Origin of the sequence: Helcococcus bovis (assembly GCF_046035835.1) — a bacterium.
Classification (GTDB): Bacteria; Bacillota; Clostridia; order Tissierellales; family Peptoniphilaceae; genus Helcococcus; species Helcococcus bovis.
The window spans coordinates 1-14,836 of record NZ_JBFNGB010000032.1 but is presented as its reverse complement, the minus strand read 5'-3'; the positions used below and the strand labels follow the sequence as shown (position 1 = coordinate 14,836).

Below are 14,836 nucleotides of genomic sequence, written 5' to 3'. Positions count from 1 at the left end.
GATTTTTCATTTCTTTTTATGATTTTCACTTTTAGAATGGTATAAATTTTATTACTCAATCCATTCCATTGTAAGTTTAGTTCTTTTGAATGGTATAAATTTTATTACTCAATCCATTCCATTGTAAGTTTAGTTCTTTTGAATGGTATAAATTTTATTACTCAATCCATTCCATTGTAAGTTTAGTTCTTTTGAATGGTATAAATCTTATTTTCTTATCAATTCCTTTTTCTATTATTTAGTTTGGAATGGTACTATCATCTTTTTCTAATCCATTCTTTTTTTATTAATGTTAAATTGAATAGTATAAATCTTATTTTCTTATCAATTCCTTTTTCTATTATTTAGTTTGGAATGGTACTTTTATATATTTTTAATCCATTTTTTTTACTATTAAATTGAATGATATATCTAAAATTACAATGTAAAAAGACTATTACAAAATAACATTCTTAATTATTTGCAACAGCCCCTTTCCAATAAATATATCAAGACTATAAATAGATAAAATTTTAATTATCACATCAAATCTATGTAAAATTAACGAATTTGACAAATCTCCGAAATTTATATATATGTCTATAAATGCTGCATTTATTAATCCTATTATAATAAATAGAATAGGTACAATAAATATTGCTGAATTTATATTTGATTTATAAATATAAATTAAAATTATTATTCCTATCTTAAATACAAAAGATAAAATCAGATATAATATACTTTTAATATTTAACACTATATCCTACTCCTATTGGCTCTCTGAAAATATTCCAATTCCAATATACATCTACACCTCTATTAATAGCTCCTCTAGCAAGTGCTAATCCAAAATTGATTACCTGTCCTGCTGCCCAGGACAATATTATACCAACAATCTTTCCTGCAATTCCTGATATGTTTGAAACATAACCTATCAATTTTTTAGCTAACACATAGGATCCAGCCATCGCAATATAAGTTCCAGGAGAAATACCTAAAAGCCCTAATCCTCTAGCACATTCACTTTTTGTTATGAATTCTCCCCCATCCAAATATTCCATCTCTTCTTGTTCTATCTCTATATAATTTTGTGGTAATACTAATTCCATATTTTCCTCCTATTTTTTATTATTTTTTATGAAACTTACAATTCTTTATGATTTATCATAAAATTTGTAACATCTGCCTAAAATTTAATAAAGTAATATGTCGAACCTCACCTTATTTATTATTCATATGTTATTTCATCTTCTTCAGTTATTATTGAATTTCCCATATTTTCAGATTTTCCTATAAAATTATTTTGAATTATAACCATATCATGATATTCTCTTCCTAGAGAATAAAGTTCTTCATGTGTACCAAGTTCTTTTATCTGTCCACTTTTTATTAAACATATCCTATCACAATTCACTATTGTTGATATTCTATGTGCTATTATAATTACTGTCTTATTTTTTATCTTATTAAAGATTAAATCTTGTATAATCTTTTCACTAAATGAGTCTAAATTAGATGTTGCCTCATCAAATATATAAATATCTGAATCTGATAAAAGAGCTCTCGCTATTGCTAATCTTTGCTTTTCACCTCCTGATAGATTTCCACCTTTTTCTTCAATATATGACATATATTTATTTTGCAATCTATCTATAGTATTATGTATTCCTACCATCTTACAAACCGAAATAATTTCCTCATATGATGCATTTTGATTACCTATTTTTAGATTTTCCATAATAGTTCCTGAAAATAGTTCTATTTCTTGTGGTATATATGCTATTTTATTTCTTAAAAAATAACTATCTATATCTGATAAATCGTATTCTCCAATTGATATTTTTCCTGCATTTGGCTCTATAAATTTTAATAACAGTTTAACTATTGTTGATTTACCGGCTCCACTATCTCCTACAAATGCAAATTTTTCTCCTTGTTTTATATTTAGATTAAAATTGTTTAATAAATTTGGTCTTGAACCATATGCAAATGATAAATCGTCAAAATTTATATCTTTCTTTAAATCTATATTTTTTATTTTATGTTCTATATTTTCATCTTCTCTTTTTAAATCCATTAATTCATTTAACCTATTAATATCTATTGATGACTCTTGAAATGTAAGTTGTAATCCTACCAAATTTTGAATGGGTTCTGTAAAATATTGACTTATACTTTGAAATACTAATAAATCTCCAATGCTCATTTTTCCATCAATTATAAATAATGCTCCTACTGCCATAAATATTATCCCACCTAGTGTATTTATAAGTGATGAGATAGATCCTTGTATATTTGATAAAACTCCTTCTTCATAAGCTATCTTTAATGTATTTACAAATTTATATTCTAATTTTTCAAGTTGATTTTCTTCATCATTTAATGCCTTTACTGTATTTACATTTTGTAAAGATTCTATTAATTGAGAATTTAATACTGCTCCTGCTTCCATTTGTTTTTTATTTATTTCTTTATATGGCTTTTTAAAAATATAAATTAATATTATATTAATTAAAACCATCACAAATAAAATTAAAAATAACTTCAAATTTATATTAATAAGTACTATTGTACTTATTAAAGATAAACCAATGTCTAAAATTAAAGATATTGATACAGAAGTAAAAATATCCTTGATAGTCATAGCATCTTGAAATCTGGTAATTATATCTCCTGTTTTTCTTGATGAAAAAAATGTATATGGCAAATGTATAATATGATTGTAATATCCCATAAGTACTGGTATATCTACTTTTCTTGATAAAAATAGTAATATATGTTTTCTAAATGCAGATAACATTGTTTGTAAAATAGAAATTAATCCAAATACAAATAAGAATACAAATAATGTATTTTTTAATTTATAAGGTATTACTTCATCCATAAGTATTTTTGAAAATATACTGGATAATATACCAAATATACTTAAAAGTAGTGAAGTAAGTATTATAGTAATAAAAAGCTTTTTCTGAGGTAATATAAGTTGCTTAAATATATTAAACATAGACCCTGATTTGTCTTTTTTTACCTCAAAGTCTGATTTTGGAATCATAAATATTGCAATTCCTAAAAATATTTTATCTAATTCTTCGTTGTTTATTTTTTTTAGTCCAATTGCTGGATCATCAATTAAAAATTTGTTATTTCTTAAAATTTTATGTAATACAATAAAATGATTTTCTCCACTTAATGTTTTAACTTGCAAAATAGCGGGTAGTGTTACTTTTTTATTTAAATCTGATAATTTAAATCTTACTGCTTTAACACTAAAATTAAGTTTTTCTAATCCATAAACTACACCTTTTACAGTAGTTCCATATATATCAGTACCGATTATTTCTCTAATTTTCATTATGCTTAATTCAAGACCGTAAGTTTTTATTATCGTTGAAACCACGGCTGCAGCACAATCAGATTGGTCATGTTGTAGTGTAGAATGGTATTTTTTTAATATCATATATACCTCTTGCAATCATTTTCTTTTTATTATTAATAATTATATAATAATAAAAAAATATTTATAAGGGACAAATTTGTCTCTTTTATTTTTATTCAAAATATGGTAATATAAATATAAATTTTTAAAATAATAAAAGGATATGTTATGTACAATAGTTTTGGAAATAAACTCAAAAATATACGAAAAAATCTTTCTTTAACTCAAAAAAAAGTTGCTGATGCAGCTTGCATTGATATAAAAACTCTTAGGCGTATAGAAAAAGGTGAAAATAAAATTTTTTTAGATTATTTAGTTGCACTTTCAAATGTATATAAATTAGACTTGATAGACATGTTTAATAATCATATAACTTTTTATAGTGAAGAAGTAGAAAATGCAATAAATTCAATAGAAAATGCAATAAATTCAATAGAAAATGCAATAAATTCAATAGAAAATAAATTAAGTGATATGAACTTTACCTCTTTAAATAAAGAAATACAAATTTTAGAGAAAAATTTAGATAAAACTCCCTACATATCTCAATATTTTTATCTAATTAAAGGTATATACTATTTAAGAAATATACCTAGAGATTTTGACAATGCTTACAAATTTTTTATTAAATCATTAAAAATAAATAATCCGGATTATAATATAGAAAATTATGATAAATATAAATACAATATTTTAGAATTTAGATGCTTAAAGGAATTAGGAATATTAAAAAGCTACACAGATGGATATAATAAATATACTGAAATAATTGAATTTTGTAATAAAAAAATTTTAATAATATCCAGTACATATATTTCTATAAAAATAAATTATATAATAATACAAATGAGAAAAGCTAAATATCAAGAATGCTTAAAAATGATAAATAATTTATTTAATATAGATACATCTAATTTATCAAACTACTATCCTTATCTATACTTTTTAAAATATCAAATTTACGAAAAGTTGAATGAACAAGAAAAAGCAAACGAAAATTTAAATAATTCTCTTGAATTATGTGATAAATTAAATAAACTAAATACTAAAAAAATCATATTAAATATTATAAACAATAAAAAATAAAGTTCACGTAGGCACATCCACAGCTTCTTTAGAAGCGAGAACCATTGCCGTCAGTGAACTTTATTTCTTATTTTTCTACATATTGTTCTGGATTTCCCATATAATAAATTAAAGTATATAGCGATTCACTTAGGTGAATATTTTCTACCGGGATGTTATCATCTACTTTAACATTTGTTGGTGCAAAATTCCAAACACCTTTTACATTTTTACCAACTAACATATCTGAAACTTTTTGAGCTTCTTCTTTTGGTACTGTTAAAACAACTATATCTATGTGATTTTTTGTAAGAAATTCTTCAAATTTATCAATTGATTGAACTTTAACTTTTCCATCTAATGCTTCATAATCTTCTAAATCAAAGACTCCCAATACATTAAATTTCTTTGTATCAAATCCTCTATATCTATATATAGCTTGCCCTATATGTCCAAATCCAACTATTGCAACATTATATTCTTGATTTAAACCAATAATCTTAATTATTGAATTTTTTAAATCCGTAACTCTATATCCATAACCTTGTTGACCAAATCCGCCAAAATGATTCAAATCTTGTCTTATTTGAGATGCTGTAAATCCTGTAATTTCGCCTAATTGTCTTGAAGAAATTTTTTCAATTCCTTCATTTTCAAGATTAGTCAAGTATCTAAAATATTTTGGTAAACGTCTTACAACAGCTGGAGATATTTTGTTTTTATTCATCTATTTATCCTCCCATTTGTTTACTAATATTATTATATATTTTTTATTATTTTTTTGTCAATTATATTGTTATAGTTTATTAAATTTATGTTCATTCTAAATATATATAATGTTAAATCTATGTAAAATTTAAATAAAAAACTCAGCTAAAGTTTTATTCCTCTTAGCTGAGTTTTCTCTATTTACTATTTATTTTTAACTATTTTTCTTTGATTTATATCTCATTTCTGAATTTAATATTTTCTTTCTAATTCTTAAGCTCTTTGGTGTAACTTCTACTAATTCATCATTTTCGATAAATTCTAACATTTCTTCCAAACTCAATTTCTTTGCTGGTGGCAAGTTTGGAGCATCATCTGATGCAGACGATCTGATATTTGTCTTTGCTTTCCTCTTAGCTACGTTAACTTCAATATCTAATCCCTTTGGATTTTCTCCAACAACCATTCCTTCGTAAACTTCATCACCTGGCTCAATAAATATATTTCCTCTTTTCCATGCAGAATCAAGAGCATACCCTGTTGCTTTACCTGTTTCATAAGCAATTAATGAACCAAATTGTCTTGAAGGAATATCTCCTTTATATGGTTCATAAGCATCAAATTCTGTATTAATGATACCTGTACCTTTTGTATCAGAGATAAATTCTTGTCTATAACCAATCATACCTCTTGCCGGCATCTTAAATGTAACCCTTACATATCCTGCTGATGTGTTTTCCATGGCTGTCATTTCAGCCTTTCTAACACCTAATTTATTTATAATTGTCCCAACATATTGTTCTTCAACGTCAATTGTAACAATTTCCATTGGTTCCATTTTTTTACCATTTTCTTCATGGAACAAAACTTCCGGCTTAGATACTTGGAATTCATATCCTTCTCTTCTCATATTTTCAATAAGAACGGATAAATGTAATTCTCCTCTACCACTTACCTTAAATGCATCTGTTGATTCTGTATCTTCCACCTTCAAGCTAACATCTGTTTCTTTTTCCTTCATAAGTCTAGCTCTTAAGTGTCTTGATGTTACAAAATCTCCTTCCAATCCTGCAAATGGAGAATTATTTACTAAAAATCTCATCGCCAATGTAGGTTCTGATATTCTAACAAATTCTATTGGATCCATGTCTTCATTTTGACATAGTGTATCCCCAATATGAATACCTTCCACCCCTGAAATAGCAACGATTGAACCAGCTTTAGCACTTTGCACTTCAACTCTATTTAATCCTTCAAATTCGTAGATTGTTGTTATTTTAATTCTCATTTTCTTTGATGGATCATTATAGTTAAGTATGAAGGCTGGATCTCCAACTTTAATTTCACCTTGCTCTACTTTACCGATACCTATTCTTCCTAAATATTCGCTGTAGTCTGTTGTAGAAATTAAAACTTCAAAAGGTCTATCCAAATCTCCTTTTGGTTCGGGAATATGTTCAACAATTGTATCTAACAAGTCTTTCAAATCTTCTTTTTGCACTCCAGATTCAAGACTAGCCCATCCATTTTTACCTGATGCATAAATAATTGGTGCTTCTAAATATTCTTCTGGAGCTTCTAAGCTTATAAACAAATCTAAAATTTCATCAATTACCTCTTCAGGTCTTGCCTTATCTCTATCTATTTTATTCAAACAAATTAAAGCTGGCAACTTTAATTCGATTGCTTTCTTTATTACAAATTTTGTTTGAGGCATAACTCCTTCAAAAGCATCTACTAATAGTAATACTCCATCCGCCATCTTTAATACACGTTCTACTTCTCCACCAAAATCAGCATGTCCCGGCGTATCAATAATATTAATTTTGTATCCTTCATAATTAATAGCTGTATTTTTAGATAGGATTGTAATTCCTCTTTCTTTTTCTAAGTCATTATTATCCATAACTCTTTCTGACACTTCTTGATTTTCTCTAAAAATACCACTTTGTCTTAACATTGAGTCAACCAAAGTTGTTTTACCATGATCAACGTGAGCAATAATTGCTATATTTCTTATTTTTTTCATTCTGTACCCTCCCTGGGTTACTTTTTTTATTAACTCGTATTTTTTCACAAAATAGATTTTATCACAAAATAACGCATAATGAAATAAAAAAACTCCATTCTATCTAAAAAGATAATGGAGCTATAATTTTATAAAACAGTTAACTTTATTTTCTTCAAATTTAATATCATCAACTAATGATTCAACTAATATCAAACCTCTACCATGACATTTACACTCACTATTTTCATAAATTTTTCTACCAGTAATTCCTTGCCCTTGGTCTGCAACTGAAAAATAAATGCTTTCATCATTAACTTCAAATACTAGTTTTATAGATTTTTCATCATCAAATTTGTTTCCGTGTTCATGACAATTAATTAAAAGTTCATTTAATATAAGTCTTACATCAAAAATTAGATCTTCATTTAAAATAGGAGTGACATCTTTCAATATTTTATCAACAAGTGTATTTATATTCTTTATTCCACCACAAAATTCTTTATTTAGAAAATATTCCATTTGCCCTCCTTTCTTTTACTGCATTATTATGTTACCCAAAGTAAATAAATTTTAATCATATTTGTGAATAGTTTAAATTTTCCATAATATCGTGTATAATATTAAATATAATATACAATGAGGGAGGAATATTTATGACAAAATGGGAATGCACAGCATGTGGTTACATCTATGATCCAGAAGTAGGTGATCCAGATAACGGTATCGAACCAGGAACATCTTTTGATGAACTTCCAGAAGATTGGACATGTCCAGTATGTGGAGTTGATAAAGACTTATTTGAAGAATTATAAGATTTATAAAGAGGCTAGATTAGTCTCTTTTTTATTTTAAGATTTTGTAATATATTTGAATTTAATTTTTATTACATGTATTATAATCTAGGAGGAAAGATGACTCAAGATTATAATAAAGAAAAATTAGAAAAAATTAAAGAAGAACATTTAGATAATAAAATTAATAAAAGAAGAAAAATATTAAAAGTTTTTGGATTAGTAATTACTATCGCTATTATCATTTTAACCGTGTTTGCTTTTAAGGAAGGTTATTTTGTTGATAGAGAAAAATTTGCCAGACTTCTTTCAAAATTCGGTATATTCGCCCCATTGTTTTTTATAGTATTACAAGCATTTTTTACAGTTTTCCCTGTAAATCCATCGGGTATAACTAATCTATCGGTTGTTATAGCGTATGGACCATTAATTGGATTTATTTTAAATTATGTCGCGATAATGATTGGTTCAGTTATAAACTTTTATTTGGGTAGAAAATTTGGAAAAAAATTCATTGGTTTACTATTTACTGAAAAAGCCATAAATAAACAAATTGATTGGTTAAATAAAGGAAATAAAATAGAAAAAATGTTTATAATCGTACTTATCGTACCATTTATGCCTGATGATATTTCTTGCATGATATGTGGTATGACAGACTTTAAGTTTCATAGATTTTTTATAATAACAGCATTATTAAAATTCTGGGCAATAGGAATTATTTTATATATTATGCAATATGGATATGAGGCTTTGTATAGATTAATATTTTAAATTTGTTGAAAATAAAAATAAAAAAGAATTCCCTAATTTAATATATTTTGGGAATTCTTTTTAAAAAACTTAAAAGGAATTCCATCGGTTCACATATAATACTAGACTTATAAAATCTAATAAGTGTTTAATATTATATCTTTTTTCTCTCTTTTTTTGCAAATTTCTTTTCTTCAAACTTTTTAAATCGAAGTTCCTTATATTTATTTATAAGATATCTATCATATAACTCTCTTGATAAATCTCCATTTTCAATTGCTTTTTTTACAGCACATCCCGGTTCTGTATCATGTTTGCAATCATTAAATTTACAAAAATTACTCAAATTGCTTATCTCTTCAAATAAAATATCTTCATCTACTTCTCTTCTTGTGGAAATTGTCTTAAACCCCGGTGTATCTATCAAATACGAATTAGTTTCTGACAAATAATAAAGAGAGCTTGATGTGGTTGTGTGTTTTCCTTTTCCATCACTTCTAACATCTTGTATTACTGCATTTTCTACCGATAGCAAATAATTAGTTAAGGTTGATTTGCCAGCCCCAGATGATCCTACTAATATGGCTGTTTTATTTTCCTTAAAAAACATTTTTACGTTCATCATTGAATTTTTATTATATATTGAATAATAGATAACTTCTATATTCGGATAAACATCTTTAATCGTTTTAAAAATTTTTTTAGTATTTTCATCAAAATCACTTTTAGAAATTAAAACTATTATATCTTTAGCCATGTTTCCAAAAGTCAGTAAATATCGCTCAAATTTAGATAAAGTAAACCTTTGGTCTGCTGCGATTATAATAAAGATTTGATCTACATTTGAAGCAAGTATTTGTTCACCTCCATTATATCCATAATCTTTTTTTGTAGTATTAGTAGCCTTACTTATAATTGAATATCTTGTATATAATTTTTGTATATAATTTATATTGTCATATTGAATTATTTCTACAAAGTCCCCTACTACATAGGAATCATTGTTACCTGTTATACTAACCCTTATAATATCTTTATCACTTTTAGCTAACTTAAAATAAGTCCTACTTTTATTTATTATACGATAGATATTCCGATTTAAGGATAAAAAATTTCTGTTAATATATTCTTCTACTCCATAGCTTATACTCATTGTTTTCTCCTACATTTTTATAATATCATCTATCATATTTTTTATTTCTTCCCTTAATAAATGAGTAACCATAATTACTGTTAAATCATTATTTGAAAATATCATTTTTTCAATTTCAAGTGCTGCTTCATTATGGAGTGATGATGTAGATTCGTCAAGTAAAATAATATCTTTATTTCTCAATAATCCTCTTGCTATTACTATTCTTTGCTTTTGTCCTCCTGAAATGTTTTTTCCATTCATTTTTATGATTGTATTTATACCATCTGGCAAAGTTTTAATCCAAGGTTCCAACCCTACATCTTTTATGACTTTATTTAATCTATCTATACTTATATTTTCTGATAAAAGAATATTTTCTTTTATACTAGCATTAAATATGTGAGGATTTTGATTCAAATATATAATTTTATTTCTTATTGAATCTTTGTTTATTTCCTTAATATTTTTATTATCCCACATTATATCTCCATCATAATTTCCCAATTTTCCTATTAAAATATTTAATAATGTAGTTTTACCTTTACCGGAATCTCCTATTATCACATATTTTTTCCCTTTTTCGAAGTTATAACTAAAATTGTTTAATATTTTTGTATTATTACCATACCTAAAATTTATATTTTTAAAATCAATTGAATTATTTAATGATGAATTAATTTTTAATAATTCAATACTTTTACTTTCAATTATATCATCAAATTTCTTAAATATTGGATTTACAGCTTTCATTTCCAGTAAATTTGCAGATAATCCAGTTAAACCTGAAAATATAAGCGCTGAAAAATATTGAATACCACTTATTGCGCCTATTGGTAATAATCCATAAAAAAACAAATATGCTGTTTGAGAAAATAATATTACTTGGCTTACTAAACTTGTTCCATTTACAACACTTAACATTTTTCCTGATATATCTGCATAAATATACCTTTGTCTAGCTAATTTTCGTGATGATCTTTCTACTCTATTAATCATATAATCTTCTAAGTTCAAAAATTTTAAATCTTCATATCCGTTAAAAATATCGGTTAAATCATTTGTTAAATTCTCATTTTCAATACTTACTTTTTCCATTTCAGATTGTACTTTTTTCTTAAATAACTTTGGTGCATTTATAACAAATATAGCTAAAATAATCATTGTAAATAATATAGAAAAATTAAAGTATACTGTTGCAATTACACTAAAAATAATTGAAATAACTTGTCCAATTATATAATTCAAAACATCAAATCCATAATCATTTATCATTGAAATATCATTTGTTAACCATGAAATATATGCTCCTGTGTCTTTTTTTACATATTCCTTGTAATCTGTATTTAATAATTTTTTTGTTATATCTTTTCTTATCTCTATATTAGTTTCTTGGACCCATTTTTGATAATATATTTTTTTTAAGTATATCTCAAATATCCAAATTGTTATGTCTGCTATCATTAATATAAGCCAAAACCTAAACTCATTAATATTTTTCCCAGATATATTAGTAATAAGTTTAGCTGTTTAAAATCCCCAAAATACTACACAAAATTGTTCTAATATATTTAATAATATTATAACTAAGGTTAACTTCCACTTTTTCCTTAAATAATATAAAAAATTCATTTTTTCTCCTTTACATAAAAAAAATCAGAAAGAAAAATCTTTCTGATTTAAAATAATTAAAAACTAAAATTGTAAAATATGCTCTCTTCCACAAGATTATATAAATTAAGCAACACCTAATCTTTAATATAACCTACATCCTGTGAGTACAGTTTCGCCATCTTTATCTAAAACTTCAAAAGTCGTTTTTAAATCAAATATTTCTTTTTCTTTTATTAATAAATTATCTAATTTAATCATTTTAACTCCTTTCTCAATTTTTATCATAAAGTATAAGATTTTCTTTCCTTATTATAGATTATATTATATCATACAAAAAATTTTTTGTATATCTATTTCCATATTAGCAAATATATAATTTTATAATCATATTAAACACATTTTTATGTTTACCATCAATAATTTAATATTGTATTTTCAATAAATTTATATATATAATCCTTATTTTCCTTAGTTTCTGAAGAATAGTAAATTATTTTTTTTCTATCTTCTATACCAAGTTTAGTAGCCACAGCTTTTATATGCTGTTGCAATCTAGATTTACCTATTTTATCAAGTTTTGTAGCAATCACATATCCTGAAAATCCCATATCTAATATCCAATTGTACATCATTAAATCTTGCTCTGATGGCTCATGTCTAATATCAACTAGTAAAACAACCTCTCTAAGATTTTCCCTAACACTCAAATATGTTTCAATTGTTTCTGCCCACTTATCCTTTTCTGATTTAGAAACGGCAGCATATCCATATCCTGGTAGATCAACTAATCTAAATTTATCATCGATATTATAAAAATTTACAGTTCTTGTCTTACCTGGTTTAGAGCTTGTTCTTGCTAAGTTTTTTCTATTTACTAGAGAATTAATCAAAGATGATTTACCAACATTTGACCTTCCGGCTAGTGCTATTTCCGGCAAATTATTTTGTGGATATTGCTCTGGTTTAACAGCTATTTTTTCAAGCTCCGGATTATTTATTTTCATTTTCATCCTCATTTACTAATGCTAACTTTATTACCTCTTCTACTGAACTTACAGGATAGAATTTCATATCTTTTCTAATTTCTTCAGGTATATCATCTAAATCTTTTTCATTTAATTTAGGAATGATAATATTTTTTATTCCATATCTTAATGCTGCTAAAGATTTTTCCTTAAGTCCACCTATAGGTAAAACTCTACCTCTTATCGTTACTTCTCCAGTCATTGCAATATCTTGTCTTACTCTTTGATTTGTAAGCGCTGAAATTATACCTGTAGAAATTGTAATACCTGCTGATGGTCCATCCTTAGGAGTTGCACCTTCCGGTACATGTAAATGAATATCTAATTTTTCAAATGATTCTTCTGAAATATTAAGTTTTTCTTGATTTGAACGAATATATGAAAGTGCAGCCATTGCTGATTCTTTCATAACATCACCCAAAGATCCAGTCAGTTGAACTTTACCTTTTCCTTTCATGGTGTTTATTTCTATTTGAAGTAATTCTCCACCTACCGGGGTCCATGCAAGACCTGTAACAATCCCAACTTCCGGAGTTCTTACTATATCATCATCCAAAATTCTTTCTTTACCTAAAAATTCTCTATAATTTTTAACAGATACTCTTACTACTTTAGCTCCCTCAACAATTTTCATTGCTGCTTTTCTAGCTAATTTAGCTATTTGTCTTTCAAGATTTCTAACTCCTGATTCTCTTGTGTAATTTTTTATAATTAATTCTAATACACTATCTGAAACTTGTAATTGTGATGATTTCAACCCATTTTCTCTAATTTGCTTTAGAAGTAAGAATTTTTTAGCAATAATTAATTTATCATATTCTGCATATCCTGATAACTCTATTATTTCCATACGATCTAATAGTGGTCTTGGAATTGTAGATGTTGTATTTGCAGTAGTTACAAACATTACCCTTGATAAGTCCACAGGAATTTCAATATATCTATCTAAAAATTCTGTATTTTGATTTGGATCTAAAACTTCTAGCAAGGCTGAAGCTGGATCCGCTTTATAGCTTGATGCTACCTTGTCAATCTCATCAAGTAAGAATACTGGGTTTAACGTCTTAGCTCTTTGTAGACTTGTAATTATTCTCCCCGGCATTGCACCAATATATGTCTTTCTATGGCCTCTGATTTCACTTTCATCTGTAAGTCCACCAAGTCTCATAGATATATATTCTCTATTCATGCTTTCAGCAACAGACTTAACAATTGAGGTCTTACCAACACCTGGAGGCCCTACAAGACATAAAATTGAACCCTTAACGTCTTCTTTAAGTTTTCTAACTGCTAAAAATTCTAATATTCTCTCTTTCACATCTTTTAAGCTGTGATGATCTTTATCCAATATTTTTCTTGATTTTTCAATATTAATTTCATCATCTGAAAATTTTCCAAAAGGAATATCCAATACATTATCCAAATATCCCCTAATCACATTTACTTCTGGTGATGCATTTGGAATGTATTCTAATCTTGATAATTCTTTTAATAAGTACTCTTTATTATCTTCGCTTATTGGTAAATTATTAATTTTTTCTTCATATTCTTCTGTAAAGCTTAAAGAATTTCCATCTCCTTCTAATTCTGATTTTATAATTTGAAGTTGCTCTCTTAAAAAGTATTCTTTTTGACCTTTATTTATTTGCTCTTTTACTTTATCTTCTATAATTTGTTTATATCTTAATACATCTATGTCATTAGCCATATGCTGAATAACTTTTTCAAGTCTTGTTGTTACATCATATTCTTCTAAAAATTCTTGAACATCAATAATATGTGGATTTATATATGTAATCAACATATCTACAAATTTTGAAGGATTTAAGATTTCTCCTAAACTATATATAGCTTCTTGAGGAATATTTTTCTTAAATTCCATGAAATTTTTCAAATATTCCAATGCTAATTTTTTTGCTGCATCAAATTTAATACTGTCTTTTTCACCTTCATATTCCGATTTTTCTAATTCAACTTCAAAATAACCATCTTGATTATCAATGTATTTCAATATTTTAGCTCTATGAAATCCATCTACTAAAACTCTATAATTTCCATCTGGCAATTTTATACTTTGTCTAATTTTAGATATAACTCCATAAGTATAAAAATTATCTTTATCAGCTTCTTCTGCTACTGAATCAATTTGTGCAGTTAAAAATATATGTGCATCTTTTTTCTCAGCAATTTCAATAGCTTTTTTAGAAAATTCTCTTCCAGCATCAAAACTAATTGACATTGATGGATATATCCATATACCCCTAAGTGGAAGCATGGGCATTTTTAATTTAGTTTTTTTATAAATACTATTCATTTATA

The 14,836-nt window shown here is 25.9% G+C and carries 13 protein-coding genes; 3 read left to right on the top strand and 10 right to left on the bottom strand.

Annotated elements, in window-relative coordinates; all coding sequences use genetic code 11:
* Positions 1–436: 436 nt before the first annotated feature.
* The 3 genes from ABGF48_RS08205 to ABGF48_RS08195 all read right to left on the bottom strand — a co-directional run bounded on the left by ABGF48_RS08205 (position 437) and on the right by ABGF48_RS08195 (position 3,439).
* A complete protein-coding gene (locus tag ABGF48_RS08205) occupies positions 437–739 on the bottom strand; it encodes a hypothetical protein (protein WP_408105852.1) in 303 nt (100 codons plus the stop codon).
* Positions 726–1,091 carry a hypothetical protein gene (locus ABGF48_RS08200; RefSeq protein ID WP_408105851.1) on the bottom strand — a complete coding sequence of 122 codons (366 nt, stop codon included), beginning with the start codon at positions 1,089–1,091 and terminating at the stop codon, positions 726–728. The genes ABGF48_RS08205 and ABGF48_RS08200 overlap by 14 nt, the downstream gene beginning before the upstream one ends.
* A 119-nt stretch (positions 1,092–1,210) precedes the next feature.
* A complete protein-coding gene (locus ABGF48_RS08195; RefSeq protein WP_408105850.1) occupies positions 1,211–3,439 on the bottom strand; it encodes a peptidase domain-containing ABC transporter in 2,229 nt (742 codons plus the stop codon).
* A gap of 147 nt (positions 3,440–3,586) precedes the next feature.
* Here ABGF48_RS08195 and ABGF48_RS08190 point away from each other — a divergent pair, with 147 nt between their 5' ends.
* Positions 3,587–4,504, top strand: coding sequence for a helix-turn-helix domain-containing protein (locus ABGF48_RS08190; protein WP_408105849.1), 918 nt, complete (start codon positions 3,587–3,589; stop codon positions 4,502–4,504).
* Between the two features lie 67 nt (positions 4,505–4,571).
* On the opposite strand, the gene ABGF48_RS08185 is transcribed toward ABGF48_RS08190, so the two are convergent.
* From ABGF48_RS08185 to ABGF48_RS08175, 3 genes are all read right to left on the bottom strand, one after another.
* Entirely contained in the window at positions 4,572–5,210 is a 639-nt protein-coding gene (locus tag ABGF48_RS08185; RefSeq protein ID WP_408105848.1) for a redox-sensing transcriptional repressor Rex, read from the bottom strand.
* Between the two features lie 195 nt (positions 5,211–5,405).
* Positions 5,406–7,220 (bottom strand): translational GTPase TypA, encoded by a 1,815-nt coding sequence (gene typA / locus ABGF48_RS08180; RefSeq protein WP_408105847.1) that lies wholly within the window; start codon positions 7,218–7,220, stop codon positions 5,406–5,408.
* Between the two features lie 120 nt (positions 7,221–7,340).
* On the bottom strand, positions 7,341–7,721 hold the full coding sequence (locus ABGF48_RS08175; protein WP_408105846.1) for an ATP-binding protein: 381 nt from the start codon (positions 7,719–7,721) through the stop codon (positions 7,341–7,343).
* 134 nt (positions 7,722–7,855) lie between these two features.
* Between ABGF48_RS08175 and rd the strand changes: the two genes are divergently transcribed.
* Both rd and ABGF48_RS08165 read left to right on the top strand, forming a co-directional pair.
* Positions 7,856–8,014, top strand: a complete 159-nt coding sequence (gene rd, locus ABGF48_RS08170; RefSeq protein WP_408105845.1) for a rubredoxin — start codon at positions 7,856–7,858, stop codon at positions 8,012–8,014.
* Between the two features lie 99 nt (positions 8,015–8,113).
* On the top strand, positions 8,114–8,767 hold the full coding sequence (locus ABGF48_RS08165; RefSeq protein WP_408105844.1) for a TVP38/TMEM64 family protein: 654 nt from the start codon (positions 8,114–8,116) through the stop codon (positions 8,765–8,767).
* A 133-nt stretch (positions 8,768–8,900) separates the two neighbouring features.
* Here ABGF48_RS08165 and rsgA read toward each other — a convergent pair whose 3' ends face one another.
* From rsgA to lon, 4 genes are all read right to left on the bottom strand, one after another.
* Complete coding sequence (rsgA, locus tag ABGF48_RS08160; protein WP_408105843.1) at positions 8,901–9,899, bottom strand: ribosome small subunit-dependent GTPase A; 999 nt, start codon at positions 9,897–9,899, stop codon at positions 8,901–8,903.
* Between the two features lie 9 nt (positions 9,900–9,908).
* On the bottom strand, positions 9,909–11,396 hold the full coding sequence (locus ABGF48_RS08155; protein ID WP_408105854.1) for an ATP-binding cassette domain-containing protein: 1,488 nt from the start codon (positions 11,394–11,396) through the stop codon (positions 9,909–9,911).
* Positions 11,397–11,905: 509 nt separating this feature from the next.
* Entirely contained in the window at positions 11,906–12,496 is a 591-nt protein-coding gene (gene yihA, locus ABGF48_RS08150; RefSeq protein ID WP_408105842.1) for a ribosome biogenesis GTP-binding protein YihA/YsxC, read from the bottom strand.
* Positions 12,483–14,792: an endopeptidase La gene (gene lon, locus ABGF48_RS08145; RefSeq protein ID WP_456264624.1), complete on the bottom strand. Its 2,310-nt coding sequence runs from the start codon at positions 14,790–14,792 to the stop codon at positions 12,483–12,485. Before lon ends, yihA begins: the two co-directional genes overlap by 14 nt.
* Between the last annotated feature and the right edge of the window lie 44 nt (positions 14,793–14,836).

Coding starts and splice junctions, on each gene's coding strand:
- ABGF48_RS08200 (WP_408105851.1), bottom strand. CDS start 1,091: ATGGAATTAGTATTACCACAAAATTATATAGAGATAGAACAAGAAGAG.
- ABGF48_RS08195 (WP_408105850.1), bottom strand. CDS start 3,439: ATGATATTAAAAAAATACCATTCTACACTACAACATGACCAATCTGAT.
- ABGF48_RS08190 (WP_408105849.1), top strand. CDS start 3,587: ATGTACAATAGTTTTGGAAATAAACTCAAAAATATACGAAAAAATCTT.
- ABGF48_RS08185 (WP_408105848.1), bottom strand. CDS start 5,210: ATGAATAAAAACAAAATATCTCCAGCTGTTGTAAGACGTTTACCAAAA.
- typA (WP_408105847.1), bottom strand. CDS start 7,220: ATGAAAAAAATAAGAAATATAGCAATTATTGCTCACGTTGATCATGGT.
- ABGF48_RS08175 (WP_408105846.1), bottom strand. CDS start 7,721: ATGGAATATTTTCTAAATAAAGAATTTTGTGGTGGAATAAAGAATATA.
- rd (WP_408105845.1), top strand. CDS start 7,856: ATGACAAAATGGGAATGCACAGCATGTGGTTACATCTATGATCCAGAA.
- ABGF48_RS08165 (WP_408105844.1), top strand. CDS start 8,114: ATGACTCAAGATTATAATAAAGAAAAATTAGAAAAAATTAAAGAAGAA.
- rsgA (WP_408105843.1), bottom strand. CDS start 9,899: ATGAGTATAAGCTATGGAGTAGAAGAATATATTAACAGAAATTTTTTA.
- yihA (WP_408105842.1), bottom strand. CDS start 12,496: ATGAAAATAAATAATCCGGAGCTTGAAAAAATAGCTGTTAAACCAGAG.
- lon (WP_456264624.1), bottom strand. CDS start 14,792: ATGCTTCCACTTAGGGGTATATGGATATATCCATCAATGTCAATTAGT.